Raw genomic sequence first — 18685 nt, 5'->3', positions numbered from 1 at the left:
CGCCACCCTTACCATTTCTTGACCAGCTCGAACGCCACGAAGCGACCCACCGGCGAATAGTTGGTCGAGTCATAGGGCGTGTCATAATAGAGGCTGGTCGCGATCACTGCGGGCGCGACGTTGAAAAGATTCTGGATCGAGAGCCGCACTTCGACACCGCCCAGCGGCCCGTGGTCGCCCTCGATCCGGTAACGCGCGCTGACATCGGCTATGGTCATGCTGCGGACCCGCCCAGCAGAGGCCGTCCGCTGATCATCGACCCCGCCGATATGGCTGAGCGTGACCGCCAGGCCCAGGCCGCCCTTGTCCCAGCTGGCTGTTCCGCGCCCACGCCAGTGCGGCGGATTGAACAGGGTGCCGGCCAGTCGCTGAACCGGCTGGCCCGCCGATATCTGTTGCTCGCTATCCAGATAGGTCACGCTCGCCGACAGGTTTAATCGCCCATCTGCGAGCGCTGTCTGATAGCGGGCCTGCACGTCGATCCCGCTGATGCTCTGGCGGCCGGCATTGACGTTGCTATTGTCGATAATCGCCACGACCTTTGAAGGATCATAGGCAGACGACGTGGCATTGAGAAACTGGTCGGCGCCCGCGACCAAAGCGGCCAGCTGCGCGGCGGTCGGCGAGAGGGTGACCTGTCCGCCATTCGCCGGATTGCTGAGCGCCTGCGAGGCGATCGGGATCGGCGTCACGATCCGGTTGACATAGCGCGTCGAGAAATAGCTGACCTCCAGCGACGCGCCGGGCCATGCGGGGGGATGCAGCGCCAGCGTCCCGGACCAACTGCGCGCCCGCTCCGGCTTGAGGTCGCTATTGCCACCGGTCAGGTAGAGCGCGGTCGACCCCGCCGGATAGCCGGTCCCGCCAAAGGTGGTCACCGGATAGAGCAGCGCCTGCTGGATCGAATAGAGCTGGATGAAACTCGGCGCGCGGAACGACTTGCCCCAGCTCGCCTTGAGATCAAGGACATCATTGGGCGCATAGATGACGCCCAGTTTGGGCGTGACGATATCGCCGATCTGGCGGTAGCGCTCATAACGCAGCGCCGCGCTCAGGTTCAGCCGGTGTATAAGCGGCAGGCCCATGTCCGGACCGACGAGCGGCAGGTTCAGTTCACCAAAGGCGTAGCGACTGTCCTGCGACGGCCGGGCATTGTTGATATTGCCCACGCCCCTGAAAATCTCGAAATCATTGGCGCGGATGCCCGCCCCGATGGCGAGTTTCGCCGGTCCGCCCGGCAGCGCGAACAAGGGGCCATCGGCGGCGACTTCGCCGGTGACGGTCTGGTTGTTGTAGCGGCCGGAGGCGGTGCTGGCGAACTGGTCGTTCCGGAAAGTGTCGCCCTGAAAATAGGTGCGTCCCTTGCCGAACGTCCCCGACAGGCTGAGCTGCCAGGGGCCAAGCGCCAGACGCGCGGCGCTGGCGAGGGCGAGCATATTGGAGTCGAAGGTCTGCCGCGTGCGGCTGACGGCCAGGTCCCCGGCTGCATTAAGCGGATAGGTGAACGCCCCCTCACGATCATTATAGAGCGCATCCGCCTCGATCGTCAGAGTGTCCGTGATATCCTGGTGGACGCTGGCGACGATCGCGTGCCGCTGGCTGGTCGGCAGGATGGTCACGTTGGGCCGTACCCGCGCATATTCGCGTTGATTGGTCAGGAGCGCGGTGTTGCGATTATATTCATACGCCATGAACCCGCCGCCGCCCTGCCAACGGCTACCGGCGAGAATGGAGTAGCGCTGCTCGACATCGCCGCCGTCGGTCGCGCCAGCAAGGCGCGCACGGGTTTCGACGCCGTCATAATCGCGCTTGAGCATGACGTTGACGACACCCCCGACCGCGTCGGATCCATAGATGGCCGAGGCGCCGTCGGCGACGATTTCGATCCGGTCGACCGCCGCCAGCGGAATCGCGGAAATATCGACACCCTGTCGCGCCGAATCATAAGGCACGCGCCGACCATTCAAGATGGTAAGCGTCGCATCGCTGCCCAGGCCCCGCAGATTGACGGTCGATCCGCCACCGACATTGCCGCCCGTGCTCGACGGCACGTTGAAGCCCACGCCCGGATTTTGTCCGCCGCCAAAGCTCTGCGGCAGGCTGCGTGCCACCTCGCCCAGGTCCGCCAGACCGCTGTCCCGGATCGCCTTTTCGCTTAGGATCGTGACGGGCGAAGCGCCCGGCGCCCCGCGAATCCGGCTACCGGTGACGATGATCCCCCGACCATCGCTTGCCGCTCGCCTGTCGTCACGCCCGCCGTCGGCGCGCACGACATAGCCGCCATCCACCCGGTCGAAGTTTAGGTCAGAACCTTCGAGCAGTCGTAGCAAGGCATCCTCGACCGTATAGCGGCCGTGGAGCGCTGGCGCACGGACATCGCCAACCAGATGTGCATTGGCGAGGATGGTGTTGCCAGACTGCAGCGCCAGCGCCTTCAGCGCGCTACCGAGCGGTTGCGCTGGCAGGTCGATTGCCATCTGTTCGGCCGGCGCACTCGCCATCGCCGTGCCCGTCATCGAGGCCGTGGCGATCGCAGAAAAAAACCGTATGTCCCCAAATATCGTCATGGTCGTCTGTCTCCCCCCAGGCCGCTAAAGGGCGGGTTGTGCGAGAGACGACCGCAGCGAAATGCACCCGACAGTTATTTTCGGGCGGCAGGTGATTTTTTGCGCGAGGGCTGCAGAATAAGGCGATCGGGATGCGAGGCATCGACGGCAAGGCCGAACATCGTCGCGATAGCCTGAGCGAACTGCTGGGGATTCTGCGCACGGAAGGCGCCGGTCACGGAGAGACGGGCGAGAGCCGGATCGCCCAGTTGCACCTGCCTGTGATTATAGCGGTTGAGGGCGGCGATCGCACTGCCGAGCGGCGTCTTGTCGAGCGCCACCATGCCCGAAACCCAGCGGGCGTCCGCCAGGGAGCGCGCGCGTGGCGCGGCGTGTGCGCCCATGCTGCTTTCTTCGCCCGCCGCGAGCAATTGCGTCGCAACGCTGCCGTTCCTGCCCACCTTCTGCAACGCGACGTCGCCCTCGATCGCCGACACGATCGGCTCCGCCCCGACCACGCTGACGTCGAACACCGTCTGGCGCGCCATGATCTCCCCGCCCGAAACGGCGACACTGAAAGGTCGACCATCCTTGGCGACGCCAAAACGCGCGCGCCCTTGCGCCAGTTCGAGGCGACGGCGATCATCGGTGAACCGGACCCTGACCAAGGTCGACGTATCAAGCGTCAGGGTCGAACCATCTTCCAGCCGAACGATGCGGATTTCACCGACTATGGTCCGATAGGTGGCCGCGTCGGCCGAGGAGACGAGGTCGAAGGGGCCGTCGTGCCGGACCATGGCGAGAGTCCCCACGCCCAGGATGGCGGCAACACCCAGGCTCATGGCACCCACATGCGTGCTGCGGCGCATCAGAAACGGGGCGCGAACAAGCTTGCGGCTGCGACCCACCTTGCTATCGGCCAGCAGCCCGCTATCGCGCCAGGCGCGCGTCGCCTCGTCATAGGCGGTCCGATGCCGAGGGTCGGCGTTGAGCCAAGCAAGGAAGGCCCGTTCGCCATCCGGATCGGCACCCGCCTGCCGACGGGCCAGCCACGCGCCAGCCGCATCGTGCACGCTGCGCGGAATCGAGGGCCGTTTGGGGTCAGTCATGATCGCGCAGGTGCCTACCCAGTTGCTTGATCGCGCGGCTCATCTGCTTCTCGACGCCCCTTATGCTCAGCCCGGTCTGCTCGGCAATTTCAGCATAACTATAGCCGTCGAGACGGCATGCGAGAAAAATCTGCCGGGTCAGCGGCTTGAGCCGTAGCACCGCCGCCTCGATCCGCGCCAGCCGATCGCGGGCTTCGAGCGCCGCGATCGGATCGACATCCGCCACGGGCGCATCCTCGATCGACATGTGGAGGTGCAAGCTGGTCCGCTCGGCGGCCCGCGCATCGTCACGGACAAGGTTGCGGGCGGCCTGGCGGAGATAGGCGCCGGGCGACGCGATCGCGGCGGATTGATCGTGGGTCTGGCCCGCCATGCGCGCAAAGACCTGCTGGACGATGTCCTCGGCCCGATCATCCGCTGTCCGGCGAGCCAGAAATCGCAGCAATGCCGGCCGCTCGGCCCGATACAGCGCGCCAAGCAGGTCTCGCGGCTGTAAAACCCGATCATGATCAGGCGGCAGCGGGTCGCGGTCGTCCAAAGGCAAGCGCGCGGCGCCTATTGCGGTCGACATCTCGGCCCACAACCCGCGCTATTGTGCGCTGCATTCTTCATCGGCATGGCCTCCGTGCAAAGAGCGAGGCGATGCCGGCAAGAGCCGGGTGTAGAGAACATGCTTGAGACATGCGCCGACGCCTTTGGCCGCAAGCGGCTTGGACATGCGCGTCGGCCACCCGGCCGCGTCGATGGCGGGTCCATTTCTTCCCAAGCGAGGTTCTCAAGCCTCGGCGCCGCCTTCGCGACGCGGAACAAGACTAACATCCTGATTCGGAGAAGCAATACCGATGGGACGATTTGCAAAGCGCGCGTATATGGAGAGGGGGAGTTCGACCACGATCCCGCCTACGATAATTTCTCCGCTTCCCTGGCACCCATCGACTGCCCAATGTCGAAAACAGGATCATCATGCGCAAACGTTTCGCGCCTCGATTTCTGCGGGCTTTCGTTCGGGCGCAAGAGAACATTTGAGGAAAATCGCGCGGCCGGATCGGGAGGCTGAGAAGATCAGTCGGAATTGCGGTGTTTCAGGCGCTCATTCCGCGAAACCCAATTTTTCAATCCGGATTTGAGAAAAATTTGCCGTCATTCACTCAAACTGACTTTTCCAATCACAAATTACCAGAAATGACGAGGCTTTGGACTCTCTTACCGTTTCGATATGCCTGCTGAGACGACGGCTTTCGCCAACAGCGGCCGAAGCCTGGCGATGCGTATAAGGTGCTTCAAGCTCCGATGCCCAAGGATTTTAGTGGACGAGACAAAGAGCGATCAATCAGGAAGGGACGTAGAAAAAATAGTCTACCTGAAAGTCCACTTCAATTGCGTCCGCAGCAATCCTTAGCATAAACATATATTATCGAACTTAATATTGTAAATTCTATTAAGAAATGACGCCCCTCTGCTAGATAGAGATGACACTCTTGGACCTCGGCGGGAACGCAGCGTTGACGTTGCATTACAACAAGACAATGTTCATTCTGGAGCCGAACGATGTCAGCTTGGATCTGGCGCGCAAGCGGGTGACGGTCTGTGAATATCCCGACGGCCGACTGTAGATCGAGCATGAGGGCCATGTCCTGCCTTATCGTCAGTTCGACAAGATGCGGCAGGTGAACCAGCCTGCCATTGTCGAGAATAAGCATCTGGACGCGGCGTTGCTGCTAGCCCGGCAGATGCAGGCGATCATGCCGCATCATCGCAAGCGCAACAATGACGCCCCTGCCCGCCGTGACCAGCCCATGCACATGTTCCGAGCCGGAACCACCCGCGAAGATCGATCGCCGCACACTGGGTGGGTCAATGCTCAAGCGCGGTCCCAGGCTGAGCGAAGCGGAGTTGCGCGAACGCGGCACCCTCAGGTTCGCGCACAGGCCATGACCGGGCCCACTGCAGGGCAGCGGGTCCATGGTTCACCACCCCAGGCCAGCGCATCAGCAGGGGCTGCGCTGCGCTAGGTTTCGTGGACAAAGGTTGACAGTAGACTCGCTGCTTGATTCAAGGCTGACTTTTGGAGGTAGCGTTGGGCGAGCGGATCGGGTTGTCGGATGCGGAATGGGCAATCATCGGCCCGCTGTTACCGCCTGAGCATGGTCGCGGCTGCCGGCCCTCGCAGGATAACCGACAGTATTTCGAAGGGATGATGTGGATCGCCCGGACAGGCTCGCAATGGCGACACCTGCCAGACGAATATGGCAAGTGGAACAGCGTTTTCCGCCGTTATCGGCGATGGGTGACGACTGGCATGTTTGAGGCCATGCTCGAAACGCTTGCCGAAATGGTGGAGCGAGATGCCAGCGCCGATATGATCGACAGCACCGTCGTCCGGGCACATCATTGTGCAGTCGGCATAAAAAAGGGACTCAGGAAACCGAGGCGCTTGGCCGATCGCGCGGCGGCTTCAGCACCAAACTCCACGCGCGGTGTGACGCCAAAGGTCGCCCGCTCGGCTTCGTTCTAACGCCAGGGCAAGCCCACGATATTCAAGGATTCGGCCCGCTGTTCCGCATGATCGCCGACAAGGTCGAGGCGCTACTGGCCGACAAGGGATATGATGCCGACGCCATCCGTGAAGAGTTGGCGAATGCTGAAGTTGAAGCCGTCATCCCGGCCAAGAGCAACCGACGCGAACCCATCCCGCACGACCGCGAAAAATACCGCTGGCGCAACCTCGTCGAGCGCCTTTTCAACAAACTCAAGAACTGGCGGCGTATCGCCACGCGTTATGATAAGACCAAAGAGTCCTACCTCGGCTTCGTCAGCCTCGTGTCAGTTCTGCAATGGATACCCTTTGTCTACGAAACCTAGGCTGATGGCTCCGCGCAGCCCCCGCTGCTTTAAATGGTGTCATTTCTATCTATGGTTCGGACCCATTATCATGATTTTGGGCCCCATCCAGCGTGCGCTGGCAGCGGATATGCCCTTTTCATGGGTGGCAGCAGATGCGGTGTTTGGCGTCGGCGACATTGAAAGCGCGTTACGGCGTGCCTGCAAAAGCTATGTTCTCGGCGTCAAATCCGATCATCACGTCGGCTCCTGGCCGGGGAAACCCATGGTTGCCGGCCAGGCGGAGGAGATCGCTCATGCTCTTGCCCCCGATGCATGGCAACGCCTCTCCGCCGGCGAAGGAACCAAAGGCGCACGGCTTTATGACTGGGCCTATTGCGCACTCGCCGATCTCGACGCCGACGAATATGACGAGACCAAATCGGGTCTTTAGACGCGCTGGCTGCTGATCCGCCGCAACATTAGCGATGGCGACCTCGCCTTCTTCACGGCATGGTGTCCAGCCGGCACGGCCATCCAGACGCTTGTGTCCGTCGAAGGTCATCGCTGGACAATCGAAGACAGCTTCGATACCGCCAAAAACGAGCCGGGCCTCGATCACAACGAAACCCGGTCATGGCATGGTTGGCAACTGCACCTCTCGCTCGTGATGCTCGCCTTCGCCATGATGGCCGTGATCCGTTACTGCGCCAACGAAGCGACGCCCCCAATAAGAGCGAGGATCCCGACCATCAGGACCTGTTCCCCTGGTCGATCCAGGAAGGTCGGCGGATCGCCAACAAGCTTGCTCAGCGTCGTATCCGGCCCGCCTGCATCATCGCTTGATGTTGGAGACGAGCGCATCAAGCCGCTGCTCAACGCTCTCATATAAACTCAAAAGTGGGATTACAAAGGTAATTCGAAGTTTTGGATGCCTTGAAATTGATAAGTAAAAGAGTTCAGCTCAGCTCATCGCCGTGACAAGCTCGAGTTGTAGGCACTGGACCACCTGCTGGATTTTGGGAAGTAGATGGCGGCGCTGCGGATAAACTGCCCATATTGGCTCATCAGGCGGCTGCAAATCCTCCAGGATCAGACGAACCATACCGTGCTTGAGATAAGGCAAAACATAGAATTCTGGTAATTGGCAGACCCCAATCCCGGCGACGCAGGCCTCGATGACCGCTTGACCGCTATTGCATTGGAAGCGGCCCTTGGGATGATACAGCCGGTCGCTACCCGCTTCGCGGAAATGCCAAGTCGAACTGGTTCCGACAATGCACAGATGCTGCGCAAGGTCGTCGACACATTTGGGGAGGCCCGCCCTTGCCAGATAATCCGGAGCGGCACAGGCATAAAGCCTGCGCGATGCGACTTGCGTGGAGATAAGGCGGGCATCGGTCACATGGCCAGTCCTGATGCCGAGATCATAGCCCTCTGCGATCAGGTCCACGATACGATTGGAAAGATCGATCGTGATGCCGAGTTTCGGATGTGGTGTGGCGAAACGCCTGATGATAGGTGCTACAAAGCGCTCCCCCAGGGCTGTCGAACATGTGACACGGAGTTCGCCTTGCGGCTCTCCCTGTTCTCCGACCAATGCGATTGCCTCGTCGCGCTCTTGTGCGATTCTTTCACATCGTTCGAAAAAGATGCGGCCGGTATCGGTTAGCTTAACGGTGCGCGTGGTGCGGTTGAATAATTGGGCCTGCACGCGCTGTTCGAGCATCATGATGGCTCGGCTCACATGGGTGGGCGACATGCCGATCGATTTCGCGGCTCGGGTGAATGAGTTGGTCGTCGCGACGGCGATGAATTCGTCGATGCCATCCCACTTCGACATTATTATCCCCTTCAGGAAATAGTCTTTTTACAAATAACCATATTAACGCATCCTTGGGCCAATGATAAGCGGGAAGCTGTAACCGAATGGAGGGGTTCATGCGGAGGTGATCCAGTAGCTCGCACGATTCCGCGACGGGCGCTCGATACCCGCGGTCGCTATGCGAGGATCGAGGTCACCCTCTGATGATTTTATGAAGGATTCCCTATGAAGACTCGCGCTGCTGTCGCTTTTGAAGCCAAGAAACCTCTCGAAATCGTCGAAGTGAATCTCGAAGGCCCGAGGGCTGGCGAAGTGCTGGTCGAAATCATGGCGACGGGCATTTGCCATACCGACGCCTACACGCTCGACGGCTTCGACAGCGAGGGCATTTTCCCTTCGATATTAGGCCATGAGGGGGCAGGCATCGTACGCGATGTCGGTCCGGGCGTTACTTCGGTAAAGCCGGACGATCATGTCATTCCGCTTTACACGCCCGAATGTCGCCAGTGTAAGTCCTGCCTCTCGGGCAAGACAAACCTTTGCACGGCGATCCGCGCGACCCAGGGCAAGGGCCTGATGCCCGACGGCACGACCCGTTTTTCCTACAACGGCCAACCCATCTTCCATTATATGGGCTGCTCGACCTTCTCCAACTTCACCGTGTTGCCCGAAATCGCGCTCGCCAAGATCCGCGAGGACGCTCCGTTTCAGGCGAGCTGCTATATCGGCTGCGGCGTGACGACGGGTGTCGGCGCAGTCATCAATACCGCCAAGGTTCAGGTCGGCGACAATGTCGTCGTTTTCGGCCTGGGCGGCATCGGCCTCAACGTCATCCAAGGCGCGCGGCTCGCTGGCGCTGGCAAAATCGTGGGTGTTGACATCAACCCCGACCGTGAGGAATGGGGCCGTAAGTTCGGCATGACCGATTTCCTCAATTCCAGAGGTCTGTCGCGTGAAGAGACCGTCGCAAAGATCGTGGAGATGACCGATGGCGGCGCCGACTATACGTTCGACGCCACCGGCAACACCGAAGTGATGCGCACGGCGCTGGAGGCGTGCCATCGCGGCTGGGGCACCAGCATCATCATAGGCGTTGCGGAAGCTGGCAAGGAGATCGCCACGCGCCCGTTCCAGCTCGTCACCGGCCGCAACTGGCGCGGCACGGCCTTCGGCGGCGCCAAGGGCCGCACCGACGTTCCCAAGATCGTCGACATGTACATGAGCGGCAAGATCGAGATCGACCCCATGATCACCCATGTCATGGGTCTGGAAGACATCAATACGGCATTCACGCTGATGCACGAGGGCAAGAGCATCCGAAGCGTCGTCGTTTTTTAAGCAACGGAATTTTTGAGAAGGAGAATGTGATGGCGGTTATCTCTGGCGACGGCGTGTTCTCGCATGCCACCTTGGGTGCGACGGATCTGGACGCATCGGTGAAGTTCTACGACGCAACCCTGGCGCCGCTGGGCATCAAGAACATGGGTCCGTTCGGGGATACGATCGTTCTTTATGGCAAGGATAAGCCAGCGTTGCTCGTAATGACGCCGGGCAATGGCGGCGCGCCGAGCAGCAACGGCGTAACCTTGGGCTTTGCGGCTGCGACCCCCGCAGAAGTAGACGCTTTCCATGCAGCCGGCCTTGCGGCGGGCGGCACGGATGAAGGCGCGGCCGGTCCGCGCGGCCATCTGCCCGGCGCCTATGCCGGTTATCTGCGCGATCCGGCCGGTAACAAGGTCTGCGCTTACACCTTCACCGAATAAATACAGATGCAGGCTCTCGAAACAGTATCGCAGAACCTCAGCCATGGCGGCGTGCAGGGTGTGTACAAACACCATTCTGCCGCCGTCGGCACGGACATGGTCTTTTCCGTGTTCGTGCCGGCTCATGCGCAAGGCGCGAAGATGCCGGTTGTCTGGTATCTGTCAGGGTTGACCTGCACGCATGCCAATGTCACGGAAAAGGGAGAGTTTCGGGCGCTGTGCGCTGAACTCGGCCTGATATTCGTTGCGCCCGATACATCGCCGCGCGGCGGAGGCGTCGCGGACGATGCGGACGCGGCTTATGATTTCGGACTGGGCGCAGGCTTCTACGTCGATGCAACGCAGGCGCCATTTGCAGCCAATTACAAGATGTGGTCCTATGTCACCCAAGAGCTTCCTGATCTGGTTGGCCAAAATTTCCCGGCCGATATGGATCGCCAGTCGATCATGGGTCATTCAATGGGTGGTCACGGCGCGCTGACCGCCGGCCTTACCTTTCCCGATCGCTACAAGGCGGTGTCGGCTTTTTCGCCTATCGTGGCGCCCTCGCAAGTGCCGTGGGGTCAAAAGGCGCTCACCGGCTATCTGGGAGATGACATATTGACCTGGCGCAAGCATGACGCGATTGCATTGATCGAAGACGGCGCGCGGGTTGCGGACATCCTTGTCGATCAAGGCGACGCGGACAATTTCCTTGCCGAGCAGTTGAAACCGCAGCTCTTGGTGGAGGCGTGCGAAGAGGCGGGCATTCCGCTGACGTTGCGCCTGCAACCGGGCTATGATCATAGTTATTATTTTATTTCCTCATTCATGGCCGATCACTTGCAATGGCACGCGGAACGGCTGCAGCATCGGATAAAGTGATGATCGAGATATTCGTTACGGATCGCAGCGGTAATGCGCGATCGATTGCGGCGGCAGAAGGATTGTCGCTGATGGAAGTCATCCGCGACAATGGCATGGACGAGTTACTCGCCTTATGCGGTGGCTGCTGCTCCTGCGCGACGTGTCACGTCTACGTAGACTCGAGTAGCGCAGGCGCTTTGTCGCCGTTGAGCGGAGATGAAAACGACCTCTTGGACAGCGGCGATCATCGCACGCCGAATTCACGCTTGTCGTGTCAGATCCAACTGACCAAGGATCTCGATGGCCTGAGAGTTATCATCGCACCGGAAGATTGAAGGACATCCATGAGCGCTGAACTGCTAGAACGATGTTATTCGGCGTTTAATCGCGGATACAGCGCCGCGATGCTGAGCTTCTTGTCTAAAGATGTCGTCTATGGACCGTCCCAAGGGGCGCGACGAGAAGACAAGGAAGCTTGCGCCGCCTTCCTTGATCATATGAACTGCTGCTATAGAGGTTCTCCAACCCGTCTTTTTCGTTTCGGCAGATGGCGCACGAGGCGCGGCTGAATTCATGCTGACGGACGCATATCTTGCAACGGACGACGGTCTGCCGGCCGCTCGCGGCCAGAGCTACCAGTTGCGCGTCGGGTCATTTTTCGCTTTTCGCAGTGGTCTCATTCCGCGGGGTCACCAATCATTACAATCTCGCGGACTGGATCGCACAAGCCTCATGATAGCGGACGGACCGTAGACGTCGGCTATGCATTTTGGGCCGAACCGTCACATTTTAACGGTGCTCCTGAACAACCGCATACCGCTCCCCCGGCTGCTGAATTTATGTCTTTGGTGGCTGGGGCTAGCTTACGAAAGGTTGCCACTCAGCGAAAGCCTCTGAGCGTCTTGCTTTGTACGTCTGTTGATCTAAGAGATGGCGTTCGATTGAGAAGTGATTGTGGACGTTAGCATGAACGAACGCAAACTACTGTAATGCCTCCCATCTGTCGAAACCGCAGAATCGCCCGCTGTCGTCGTCAAAAGGGAAGATGACTGCCTTCAACCCTGTCCTTCGGCAGTGTGTGACGTGATATAGGTATCAAGTCACCCAACAAATCCGTCTATGTCCAGCCTCATTTTTACGAAGTCAGAACGATTTAATTTAACGGGGTAGGAGCCAGGCGCAGGCATGATTGCGACTGTGGGCCCACTGCAACGCATCCTACTTTTACGTTCAGAACAGGCCTATATTAACCGTCTTCATTCGCCCGGAAGGTGAATCGCATGTAGTCCCATGCCGCCATTTACCTGGACTGCTTCTCCGGTCATAAAGCATTCATCGGTGGCTAGCCAAACAGCGGCGGCCGCGATTTCATCCAATGTACCAAGGCGCCCTAGTGGATTGATCCGCTCAATCTTACGGATCAGGTCAGCTTCCTTGAACACCGATTCGGTCATGGGTGTGCGAACCAGCGACGGGGCTAAGCTGTTGACACGTATGCCCATGGCGCCGAGTTCCAGCGCCGCGGCGCGCACCATCGCCTCTCCTGCCGCTTTCGTGGCGATGTAGACCGCATGGTTTGTCATTAGTGCCCGTGCCGAGACGGAGGAGATGTGGATGATGGATCCGCCCGGGCGCATGACCGCAGCGGCAGCCTGGGTAAAAAGCATCGCGCCCACGAAGTGTACGTCCGATAGCAAGCGCATGTCGTCGATCGTCGTGGACATGAAAGGTTCGACGTGATTAAGGCCGGATGCATTCACGGCAATGGAAACGCCCTCGCCTGCGTCCGCAAAGAGCCGCCGGAGTTGCGCCGGATCGGTAATGTCGCAGACCACTCCCATGGTGCCGATGCTCGAAGCATATTCCTCTAGTACGGGCTGGCCACGTCCAGCGACGATTACCCTTGCTCCCTCCGCCATCATGCGTCGAACGATCGCCTGGCCCATATTGTTTGGACCTGTGACACCCAGAACGACTGCCTTCTTTCCCTCAAGACGCTTCATTGCATAAACCTTAGTGAATGTTCGCGTCCGGGCAGGGCCACGATGTCGGCGCCTATTCCGACGTTCTGTATCTTGTAGCGCCTCATTATCGGCGCAAAGTGATATGTTTGCTCCTCGCCCGGACCGCATATCGGACCACCGCAAGACGCAGTCAGTTCGGTCGATTGCGCAGACTGGCTCCTACCTCGCCATGATACTTACACCTCTTCATAGCGCCCCGGTCAAGCGTGGAACTGCCGCAGCCTTCTTGAAATGCGCGAAAAGGCAAAATTCTCCTGGCGCATACCTCAGATAAGCAAGCCTAATTTTTCTTGTTCGAGAAAGCTCGCTAAGTCTGTGCGAGGCAGAGAGTGTTATGAAGGCAAGAGGCGTTATGGCGATCATCGGGATTGAGCGACTAATCTACTGTGTCGATGACCTTGTACGTGCGTCGCGCTTCTTTGAAGATTTCGGACTGAATATCTACCAGCAAGACAGCGCGACAACCAAGTTTGAGCTGCCCGACAATAGTCGGGTGATCCTGCGCTCGCGTGCTGCGGACCCGGTGCCCGCTTCGCAGGTGATAGGCCCCGGCGTGCATCAGGTGGTTTGGGGTGTGGATACAAAGGAACATCTCGACCGTATTGTCGACCGCGTCGCGATAGATCGGGAAGTCACTGTCGAGGCCGATGGCATACATCGGTTTGTAGCAGATGGCGGTATCGTCATGGGGCTGCGTCACTGGCATGAGAAGCAGCGCGTGGTGACCAGCGTCGATCCTATAAATTCGCCCGGCAACATCAAGCGGATGAATGTCCATCGCAAATGGATCAGTCGCGCTCGGCCGAAATACCTGTGCCACGTTGTCTATGCTGTGCCAGATTACAAGGAATGCATTCGTTTCATGATCGATCGCCTCGGCTTCACGTTGAGCGACAAGCAGCGCGATCTCGGGATGTATCTGCGGTGCGACGGGACCACCGATCATCACAACTTTTTCGTTCTAAATGCGCGCGCGCCGTTCCCCGGGAATGATGGTCAACTGCGCTTTCATCACACGAACTTCACCGTCACCGATCTCGATGAGATCATGATCGGCAAGAATCATATGGAACGATGTGGGTGGGAATCCGCTTCAGCTGGGCTTGGTCGTCATAGGATTGCCTCGGCGCTCTTCCTCTATTTCGACTGCCCAGCTGGCGGCGAGGCCGAATATGGCGCGGATGCGGACGCCATTGATGCAAGCTGGGTACCACGAGATTTTCATATCCCGTTCGGGCTGGCACACTGGATGCACCACATGCCGGATTTCTGGCGGGCAGGTCCTGAATGGGAGGTCGCGTTTGCAGACGGTGGTCCCAAGCCTAGTCAGGCAATCGCAGCCGCACATGATACACAGCGATCGTTCCCAAGCTCAGAGGTCGATGTCGACACCGTCGCATAAGGGGAGTGGAGTATGTCCGTTCATAAAGTAGTCGGCGGCGGCGGGGTCTTCCTTCACGTTCAAGAGTGGGGAAACCCTGCGGGCAGGCCAATTCTGCTGATCCACGGATGGTCTCAGAATCATCTTTGCTGGGCTAAGCAGTTTGAAAGCGAGCTTGCCGAGCAATTTCGCCTGGTCGCATTCGACTTGCGCGGCCACGGCAATTCGGATGCGCCCTCCCAGGCCGAAAGCTACGTCGATGGCGACGAGTGGGCGGACGACGTTTCAGCTGTCATCGACGCGCTCGACCTCCACAGGCCGGTACTGGTAGGTTGGTCCTATGGTGGATTTGTCATCATGGATTATGTCCGCAAGTATGGCAGTGAACGTATTGGCGGGATCAATTTCGTAGGTGCAGCAGTCGTCCTGAAGGGCGACGAACTCCATCTGCTTGGCGATGTGTTCCTCACCAATGCACCGCTTGCCGCCAGTGAAGATCCCTCAATTTCAATTCAGGCCATATTGAATTTCCTTCATGGCTGTTTTTCTGTCGACGTCGGCCGCGACGTATTTGAAACAGTCATTGCGTTCAATATGATGGTGAAGCCTCGGGTCCGCGGTTTTCTAGCTCAGCGCGAACTCGATTTTCGACCGGAAATGTCCCGCTTGAATGTGCCCGTTCTTGTTTCGCAGGGCATGGAGGATAAGATTGTCCTGCCCGCGATGGCAGACGTCATCCTTAACACGATACCAGGCGCTACGGCGAGCCTGTATGACCATGTCGGCCATGCGCCTTTTCTCGAACAAGCCGATCGGTTCAATCGCGAATTGACCGATCTGGTCAAATGGGGAGAGCAGGCCGAGAATGTCTCGTCCTGATAAGAATGATCGTTGATGGCCTTCTGCAGCAGGCCGAGGGGAATGACATGAAATTGATTTGTATTGAGGAACATACCTCTGGCTCAGAGAACGGGAAAGTGACGATGCCCCGCGTGCTGGAGGAGGCGCCCTATTTCGCGCTGATGTCCAAAGCCGTCCCTATCCCGACAAAGTCGGATCGGCCCACCCGTATCTACATGCCCGAAGCGTATGAACGTATGCTGGAGATCGGCGAAGTACGGCTAAAGGACATGGATACCCACGGGATCGACATGCAGGTGATCTCCTGCGTAGATGCTATCCAACTTGCACCAAAGGATCAGGCCACCGAACTTGCGCGGAGCGAGAACGATCGCATCGCCCGCGCAATTGCTAAAAACCCAGACCGGTTTGCCGGCTTCGCTACTTTGCCGTGGCAGAATGCGGAGGCAGCGGTCGTGGAACTCGAACGCGCTGTCAAGCAGCTCGGATTGAAGGGCGTTCTCTTGTACGGCAGGCCAGGTCCGGGCAATGTTTTTGCTGACGATCCGGCCTACGAACCCATCTTGGCCAAGCTGGATGAAATTCGGGTCCCTCTGTTCATTCACCCCGGCCATCCGGCCCCAGATGTTCAGAAGGCGTATTATGACCGGCTTGATCCTGAAGTAAGCGCGTGGTTATCGCTATCCGGATTCGGTTGGCACCTTGAAGCGGGAATTCAGCCGCTCAGACTTATCTTGTCCGGCACGTTCGACAAGTATCGTAACTTGCAGGTGATCAGCGGGCATTGGGGCGAAATGGTGCCCTTCTTCCTTGCGCGGCTGGATGATATGATACCGAAGGCCCAGACCGGGCTGTCGCGGTCCATAACGGAAACTTATAAGAGCCATGTCTGGGTGAGCCCGAGTGGCATGTTCGATCTTCCTCACTTCGAGTTCATCTACAAAGTGATCGGTGCCGATCGGATCATTTGGTCCGTCGATTATCCCGTCCTGACGCTAAACGGCACGCGAGCCTTTCTCGAGAGCTTGGACGTAGATCAGGAAGATTTGGCAAAGATGATGTACAAAAACGCAGAGAAACTATTTGGACTTTGACTACCCCGCTGGCTGAGGTTTTGCGGATTGATGTATAGTCTGAATGCATGTGGGAAATTCTGAGCATTATTGGGAGGTTTGATATGCCAATGTTGCGGCACGCCCTGAGCGGAACCGAATATCATGACAATGGCGACGGGACCGTTCTCGTCGTCGGGAAAAACGGCAAGACCGGCGTATTTACGCGCTCTGGCGAATGGATTTCCGGCGAACGGCGAACTGCCGACACTGAAATGTGCCGTTGGGTTTCGTTCAGTGATCGCAAAAGTTATTTCCGCCGCGTCTAATACTCAAATCTTCAAGGCATAATATCGACCCGAAAGCGCGGTGGCGATCGGGCAACTATCAAGGAGAGCGCAATGGCTACGGCCCCAAAGACCATATTCGGACGCCATTCCCACGATACACAGGCGCAAACTTATCAGGAATTGCTGGATAGTGACGACCATGCGATTCCCGCCCATCTCAAGCGGCGGCTGGAAGTTACTGCGCTTGAAGGACCCGTCGAAGTGCCGGTGCGTTGGTATCTCGATCCAGAAATCATGAAACTGGAGGTCGAAGGGATATGGAAACGTACCTGGCAGTTCGCATGCAGGGCCGACCAGCTCAAGGAAGTGGGCGATACCTTCGTCTATAATATCGCCACCCTCAGCTTCGTTCTGGTTCGGACGAGCGCAGAGGAAATCAAGGGCTATTGGAATTCGTGCCTGCATCGCGGCGTTCCGCTGCGTCAATGCGCCGGCCGCATCGACAGGCTGCAGTGCCCGTTCCATGGATTTACGTGGAACTTGAAAGGCGAGAGCGTCTTGATTCCGTATCCGGAGGAATTCCCGCACATCGATCCAAAGAATTTCAATCTGCCAGAAATTCAGGTGGCGGTCTGGCAGGGATGCGTCTTCGTAAATCCCGACCTCAGTGCAAACTCCTTTAAAGAATATATCGGGATTTTCGAAGATATAATTCCGCCAAATCCCATTGATGAATACGAAACCGTAGCGCACATCATCAAGGAGTTTCCGACGAACTGGAAGGCTCTGCATCAGGCTTTCTGCGAGGCATACCATGTCCTCACGACCCATCCGCAATATTCCATTTCGGCGGCCGGTGAACGATGCTCGGGCTTCGGATCTTCAGGCAACGTCGCTTTCGGCTTTGCAGCAACTGGGGTGACCAGCGATTATGTCTCCAATACTCCGACCGAAATGCAGATTTTCCGGGTCATGAATGACGTCTGGGATGACGAAGACGTTCCTGAGCTCGTCCTTCCGGAAGGCACGACGGCCAGAACCGCGTTCGCGCAGCGCGCGCGTGAAATGGCGCGCCCTATTATGGGGGAGCAGGTCGATCAGGCGTGTGACGCGGACATGATCGATACGTTTTATCCTGTTCTATTTCCCAACTTCAACGTCACTTTCCAAGGCCCGCTGAATCGCCCAATCTACGTGTTCCGGCCCCATGCCTCGGATCCAGACAAATCCACGATGGAAATCCTGCTCCTGCGCCGCATCCCTGCAGGAACCGAACCGGCCAATCCGCCTAAGCCCTTTCTTCTCAACGAAGAGCAGGATTTCAGTGACATTGAAGCTCTTGGCAGCTTTGGCGTGTTCATCTCGCAGGACAGCGGTAACATGCGTGGGATCACGTTGGGTATGAGGAACAGCAAGTCCGGGAAAGTGCGATTTGCACGGGCGCTTGAATCAGTCATCAGGCATTTCTTCGCCCGTTACGAAGAGGCCCTTGGCCTTTCGGCCGATCAGGAGATTGCGGCGCTGAGACCGCAGTGACAAATTAATCCTTGTAGCCATGAACATGACGCTGGCGAGATTCACGCAGCTGAGTAAGCATATGGCGAAATTCTTGTCGCATGTGGCGATGCAATGCAATTCCTCGACCATGACGAGAAATCTTTCGGTTCCTCAGCGCTGCTTGTGAATGATGTTGTCACCCGAAAGTGAACCTGTCTCGGATTTTCCTCTGCCGAGAACGAGAGATGCGGCACTTCATCGGCCGGGGTTAACCCTGGCCGATGAAGAAAATCCGGCAGGCGTCATGAACCCCAGGGATGTGTGAGGTCTGGCTTCATTCAAGCCCGTCCGCCACGCCTCAATCCTGGTTCTGGCGTCGTACAATGACGTACCCATCCGGCGAGGCTTGCGATTATCCATAAGTGGCGAGCTCCGCACCGATCTGGATATCGACGAGGCGGCGTAGGCCTCGCCAGACAACGTTGTTTCCAGGCGGTGGGTCGGATGTCCTCGCGAGGTAGCCACCAAGGCGGGACAATTTAATGAGATAGAGCTGGAGCGTGCCCGGCTTTGTTCGTAAGCGTGGGCTGGAGACCGCAGATCAGGCGGCTGCGGCGATCGGTTGCTGATCGGGCCGCCAGTTCCACGGCATGAGTTCATCCCAGCGGGCA

General features: G+C 58.4%; 17 protein-coding genes and 2 pseudogenes. 12 read left to right on the top strand and 7 right to left on the bottom strand.

Going from position 1 to position 18685, the window contains the following annotated elements:
• Positions 1-8: 8 nt before the first annotated feature.
• The 3 genes from J2W40_RS19590 to J2W40_RS19580 form a co-directional block, all read right to left on the bottom strand.
• Entirely contained in the window at positions 9-2567 is a 2559-nt protein-coding gene (locus tag J2W40_RS19590) for a TonB-dependent receptor (RefSeq protein ID WP_310227647.1), read from the bottom strand.
• A gap of 74 nt (positions 2568-2641) precedes the next feature.
• Positions 2642-3655 carry a FecR family protein gene (locus J2W40_RS19585; RefSeq protein ID WP_310227646.1) on the bottom strand — a complete coding sequence of 338 codons (1014 nt, stop codon included), beginning with the start codon at positions 3653-3655 and terminating at the stop codon, positions 2642-2644.
• Positions 3648-4226 carry an RNA polymerase sigma factor gene (locus J2W40_RS19580; RefSeq protein ID WP_310227645.1) on the bottom strand — a complete coding sequence of 193 codons (579 nt, stop codon included), beginning with the start codon at positions 4224-4226 and terminating at the stop codon, positions 3648-3650. The genes J2W40_RS19585 and J2W40_RS19580 overlap by 8 nt, the downstream gene beginning before the upstream one ends.
• Positions 4227-5124: 898 nt before the next feature.
• Here J2W40_RS19580 and J2W40_RS19575 point away from each other — a divergent pair.
• A complete protein-coding gene (locus tag J2W40_RS19575; protein ID WP_310227644.1) occupies positions 5125-5268 on the top strand; it encodes a hypothetical protein in 144 nt (47 codons plus the stop codon).
• 105 nt (positions 5269-5373) lie between these two features.
• Here the strand turns inward: J2W40_RS19575 and J2W40_RS19570 are convergent, their stop codons facing one another.
• Positions 5374-5499 carry a hypothetical protein gene (locus J2W40_RS19570; protein WP_310227643.1) on the bottom strand — a complete coding sequence of 42 codons (126 nt, stop codon included), beginning with the start codon at positions 5497-5499 and terminating at the stop codon, positions 5374-5376.
• A 221-nt stretch (positions 5500-5720) separates the two neighbouring features.
• On the opposite strand from J2W40_RS19570, the pseudogene J2W40_RS20630 reads away from it, so the two are divergent.
• Positions 5721-6517, top strand: a pseudogene (locus J2W40_RS20630) (IS5 family transposase).
• Positions 6518-6602: 85 nt separating this feature from the next.
• Positions 6603-7232 (top strand): annotated as a pseudogene (locus tag J2W40_RS19555) (IS701 family transposase); the annotation flags it as partial.
• 207 nt (positions 7233-7439) lie between these two features.
• On the opposite strand, the gene J2W40_RS19550 reads toward J2W40_RS19555, so the two are convergent.
• Positions 7440-8318 carry a LysR family transcriptional regulator gene (locus J2W40_RS19550; RefSeq protein ID WP_310227641.1) on the bottom strand — a complete coding sequence of 293 codons (879 nt, stop codon included), beginning with the start codon at positions 8316-8318 and terminating at the stop codon, positions 7440-7442.
• Between the two features lie 207 nt (positions 8319-8525).
• Between J2W40_RS19550 and J2W40_RS19545 the strand changes: the two genes are divergently transcribed.
• From J2W40_RS19545 to J2W40_RS19530, 4 genes are read left to right on the top strand one after another with little or no spacing between them, the layout of a single operon-like run.
• Complete coding sequence (locus J2W40_RS19545; protein WP_310227640.1) at positions 8526-9638, top strand: S-(hydroxymethyl)glutathione dehydrogenase/class III alcohol dehydrogenase; 1113 nt, start codon at positions 8526-8528, stop codon at positions 9636-9638.
• Positions 9639-9667: 29 nt separating this feature from the next.
• Positions 9668-10063 (top strand): VOC family protein, encoded by a 396-nt coding sequence (locus J2W40_RS19540; RefSeq protein WP_310227639.1) that lies wholly within the window; start codon positions 9668-9670, stop codon positions 10061-10063.
• Between the two features lie 6 nt (positions 10064-10069).
• Complete coding sequence (gene fghA, locus J2W40_RS19535; protein ID WP_310227638.1) at positions 10070-10927, top strand: S-formylglutathione hydrolase; 858 nt, start codon at positions 10070-10072, stop codon at positions 10925-10927.
• The gene (locus J2W40_RS19530) at positions 10927-11244 is read left to right on the top strand and encodes a 2Fe-2S iron-sulfur cluster-binding protein (RefSeq protein WP_310227637.1); all 318 of its coding nucleotides are present in this window, start codon (positions 10927-10929) and stop codon (positions 11242-11244) included. The genes fghA and J2W40_RS19530 overlap by 1 nt, the downstream gene beginning before the upstream one ends.
• 921 nt (positions 11245-12165) lie before the next feature.
• On the opposite strand, the gene J2W40_RS19525 is transcribed toward J2W40_RS19530, so the two are convergent.
• A complete protein-coding gene (locus J2W40_RS19525; protein WP_310227636.1) occupies positions 12166-12912 on the bottom strand; it encodes an SDR family NAD(P)-dependent oxidoreductase in 747 nt (248 codons plus the stop codon).
• Between the two features lie 373 nt (positions 12913-13285).
• Here J2W40_RS19525 and J2W40_RS19520 point away from each other — a divergent pair, with 373 nt between their 5' ends.
• The 5 genes from J2W40_RS19520 (at position 13286) to J2W40_RS19500 (ending at position 18053) form a co-directional block, all read left to right on the top strand.
• Positions 13286-14335 carry a VOC family protein gene (locus J2W40_RS19520; RefSeq protein WP_310227635.1) on the top strand — a complete coding sequence of 350 codons (1050 nt, stop codon included), beginning with the start codon at positions 13286-13288 and terminating at the stop codon, positions 14333-14335.
• A 12-nt stretch (positions 14336-14347) separates the two neighbouring features.
• Positions 14348-15193 carry an alpha/beta fold hydrolase gene (locus J2W40_RS19515; protein ID WP_310227634.1) on the top strand — a complete coding sequence of 282 codons (846 nt, stop codon included), beginning with the start codon at positions 14348-14350 and terminating at the stop codon, positions 15191-15193.
• A 5-nt stretch (positions 15194-15198) separates the two neighbouring features.
• The gene (locus J2W40_RS19510; RefSeq protein ID WP_310227633.1) at positions 15199-16269 is read left to right on the top strand and encodes an amidohydrolase family protein; all 1071 of its coding nucleotides are present in this window, start codon (positions 15199-15201) and stop codon (positions 16267-16269) included.
• Positions 16270-16316: 47 nt separating this feature from the next.
• Entirely contained in the window at positions 16317-16556 is a 240-nt protein-coding gene (locus J2W40_RS19505; RefSeq protein ID WP_310227632.1) for a hypothetical protein, read from the top strand.
• A gap of 72 nt (positions 16557-16628) precedes the next feature.
• Positions 16629-18053 carry an aromatic ring-hydroxylating oxygenase subunit alpha gene (locus tag J2W40_RS19500; RefSeq protein WP_310227631.1) on the top strand — a complete coding sequence of 475 codons (1425 nt, stop codon included), beginning with the start codon at positions 16629-16631 and terminating at the stop codon, positions 18051-18053.
• A 216-nt stretch (positions 18054-18269) separates the two neighbouring features.
• On the opposite strand, the gene J2W40_RS20625 is transcribed toward J2W40_RS19500, so the two are convergent.
• A complete protein-coding gene (locus J2W40_RS20625; protein WP_409050411.1) occupies positions 18270-18410 on the bottom strand; it encodes an integrase core domain-containing protein in 141 nt (46 codons plus the stop codon).
• Positions 18411-18685: the final 275 nt, after the last annotated feature.

It is taken from the genome of Sphingobium xenophagum, from assembly GCF_031457465.1.
Classification (GTDB): Bacteria; Pseudomonadota; Alphaproteobacteria; order Sphingomonadales; family Sphingomonadaceae; genus Sphingobium; species Sphingobium xenophagum_A.
Note: the sequence above shows the minus strand (reverse complement) of the source record. Positions and strands in the feature narration are given on the sequence as shown.

Excerpts from the sequence above, each read along its gene's own strand:
- J2W40_RS19590 (WP_310227647.1), bottom strand. The coding sequence starts at position 2,567 with ATGACGATATTTGGGGACATACGGTTTTTTTCTGCGATCGCCACGGCC.
- J2W40_RS19585 (WP_310227646.1), bottom strand. The coding sequence starts at position 3,655 with ATGACTGACCCCAAACGGCCCTCGATTCCGCGCAGCGTGCACGATGCG.
- J2W40_RS19580 (WP_310227645.1), bottom strand. The coding sequence starts at position 4,226 with ATGTCGACCGCAATAGGCGCCGCGCGCTTGCCTTTGGACGACCGCGAC.
- J2W40_RS19575 (WP_310227644.1), top strand. The coding sequence starts at position 5,125 with ATGACACTCTTGGACCTCGGCGGGAACGCAGCGTTGACGTTGCATTAC.
- J2W40_RS19550 (WP_310227641.1), bottom strand. The coding sequence starts at position 8,318 with ATGTCGAAGTGGGATGGCATCGACGAATTCATCGCCGTCGCGACGACC.
- J2W40_RS19545 (WP_310227640.1), top strand. The coding sequence starts at position 8,526 with ATGAAGACTCGCGCTGCTGTCGCTTTTGAAGCCAAGAAACCTCTCGAA.
- J2W40_RS19540 (WP_310227639.1), top strand. The coding sequence starts at position 9,668 with ATGGCGGTTATCTCTGGCGACGGCGTGTTCTCGCATGCCACCTTGGGT.
- fghA (WP_310227638.1), top strand. The coding sequence starts at position 10,070 with ATGCAGGCTCTCGAAACAGTATCGCAGAACCTCAGCCATGGCGGCGTG.
- J2W40_RS19530 (WP_310227637.1), top strand. The coding sequence starts at position 10,927 with ATGATCGAGATATTCGTTACGGATCGCAGCGGTAATGCGCGATCGATT.
- J2W40_RS19525 (WP_310227636.1), bottom strand. The coding sequence starts at position 12,912 with ATGAAGCGTCTTGAGGGAAAGAAGGCAGTCGTTCTGGGTGTCACAGGT.
- J2W40_RS19520 (WP_310227635.1), top strand. The coding sequence starts at position 13,286 with ATGGCGATCATCGGGATTGAGCGACTAATCTACTGTGTCGATGACCTT.
- J2W40_RS19515 (WP_310227634.1), top strand. The coding sequence starts at position 14,348 with ATGTCCGTTCATAAAGTAGTCGGCGGCGGCGGGGTCTTCCTTCACGTT.
- J2W40_RS19510 (WP_310227633.1), top strand. The coding sequence starts at position 15,199 with ATGATCGTTGATGGCCTTCTGCAGCAGGCCGAGGGGAATGACATGAAA.
- J2W40_RS19505 (WP_310227632.1), top strand. The coding sequence starts at position 16,317 with ATGTGGGAAATTCTGAGCATTATTGGGAGGTTTGATATGCCAATGTTG.
- J2W40_RS19500 (WP_310227631.1), top strand. The coding sequence starts at position 16,629 with ATGGCTACGGCCCCAAAGACCATATTCGGACGCCATTCCCACGATACA.
- J2W40_RS20625 (WP_409050411.1), bottom strand. The coding sequence starts at position 18,410 with ATGGGTACGTCATTGTACGACGCCAGAACCAGGATTGAGGCGTGGCGG.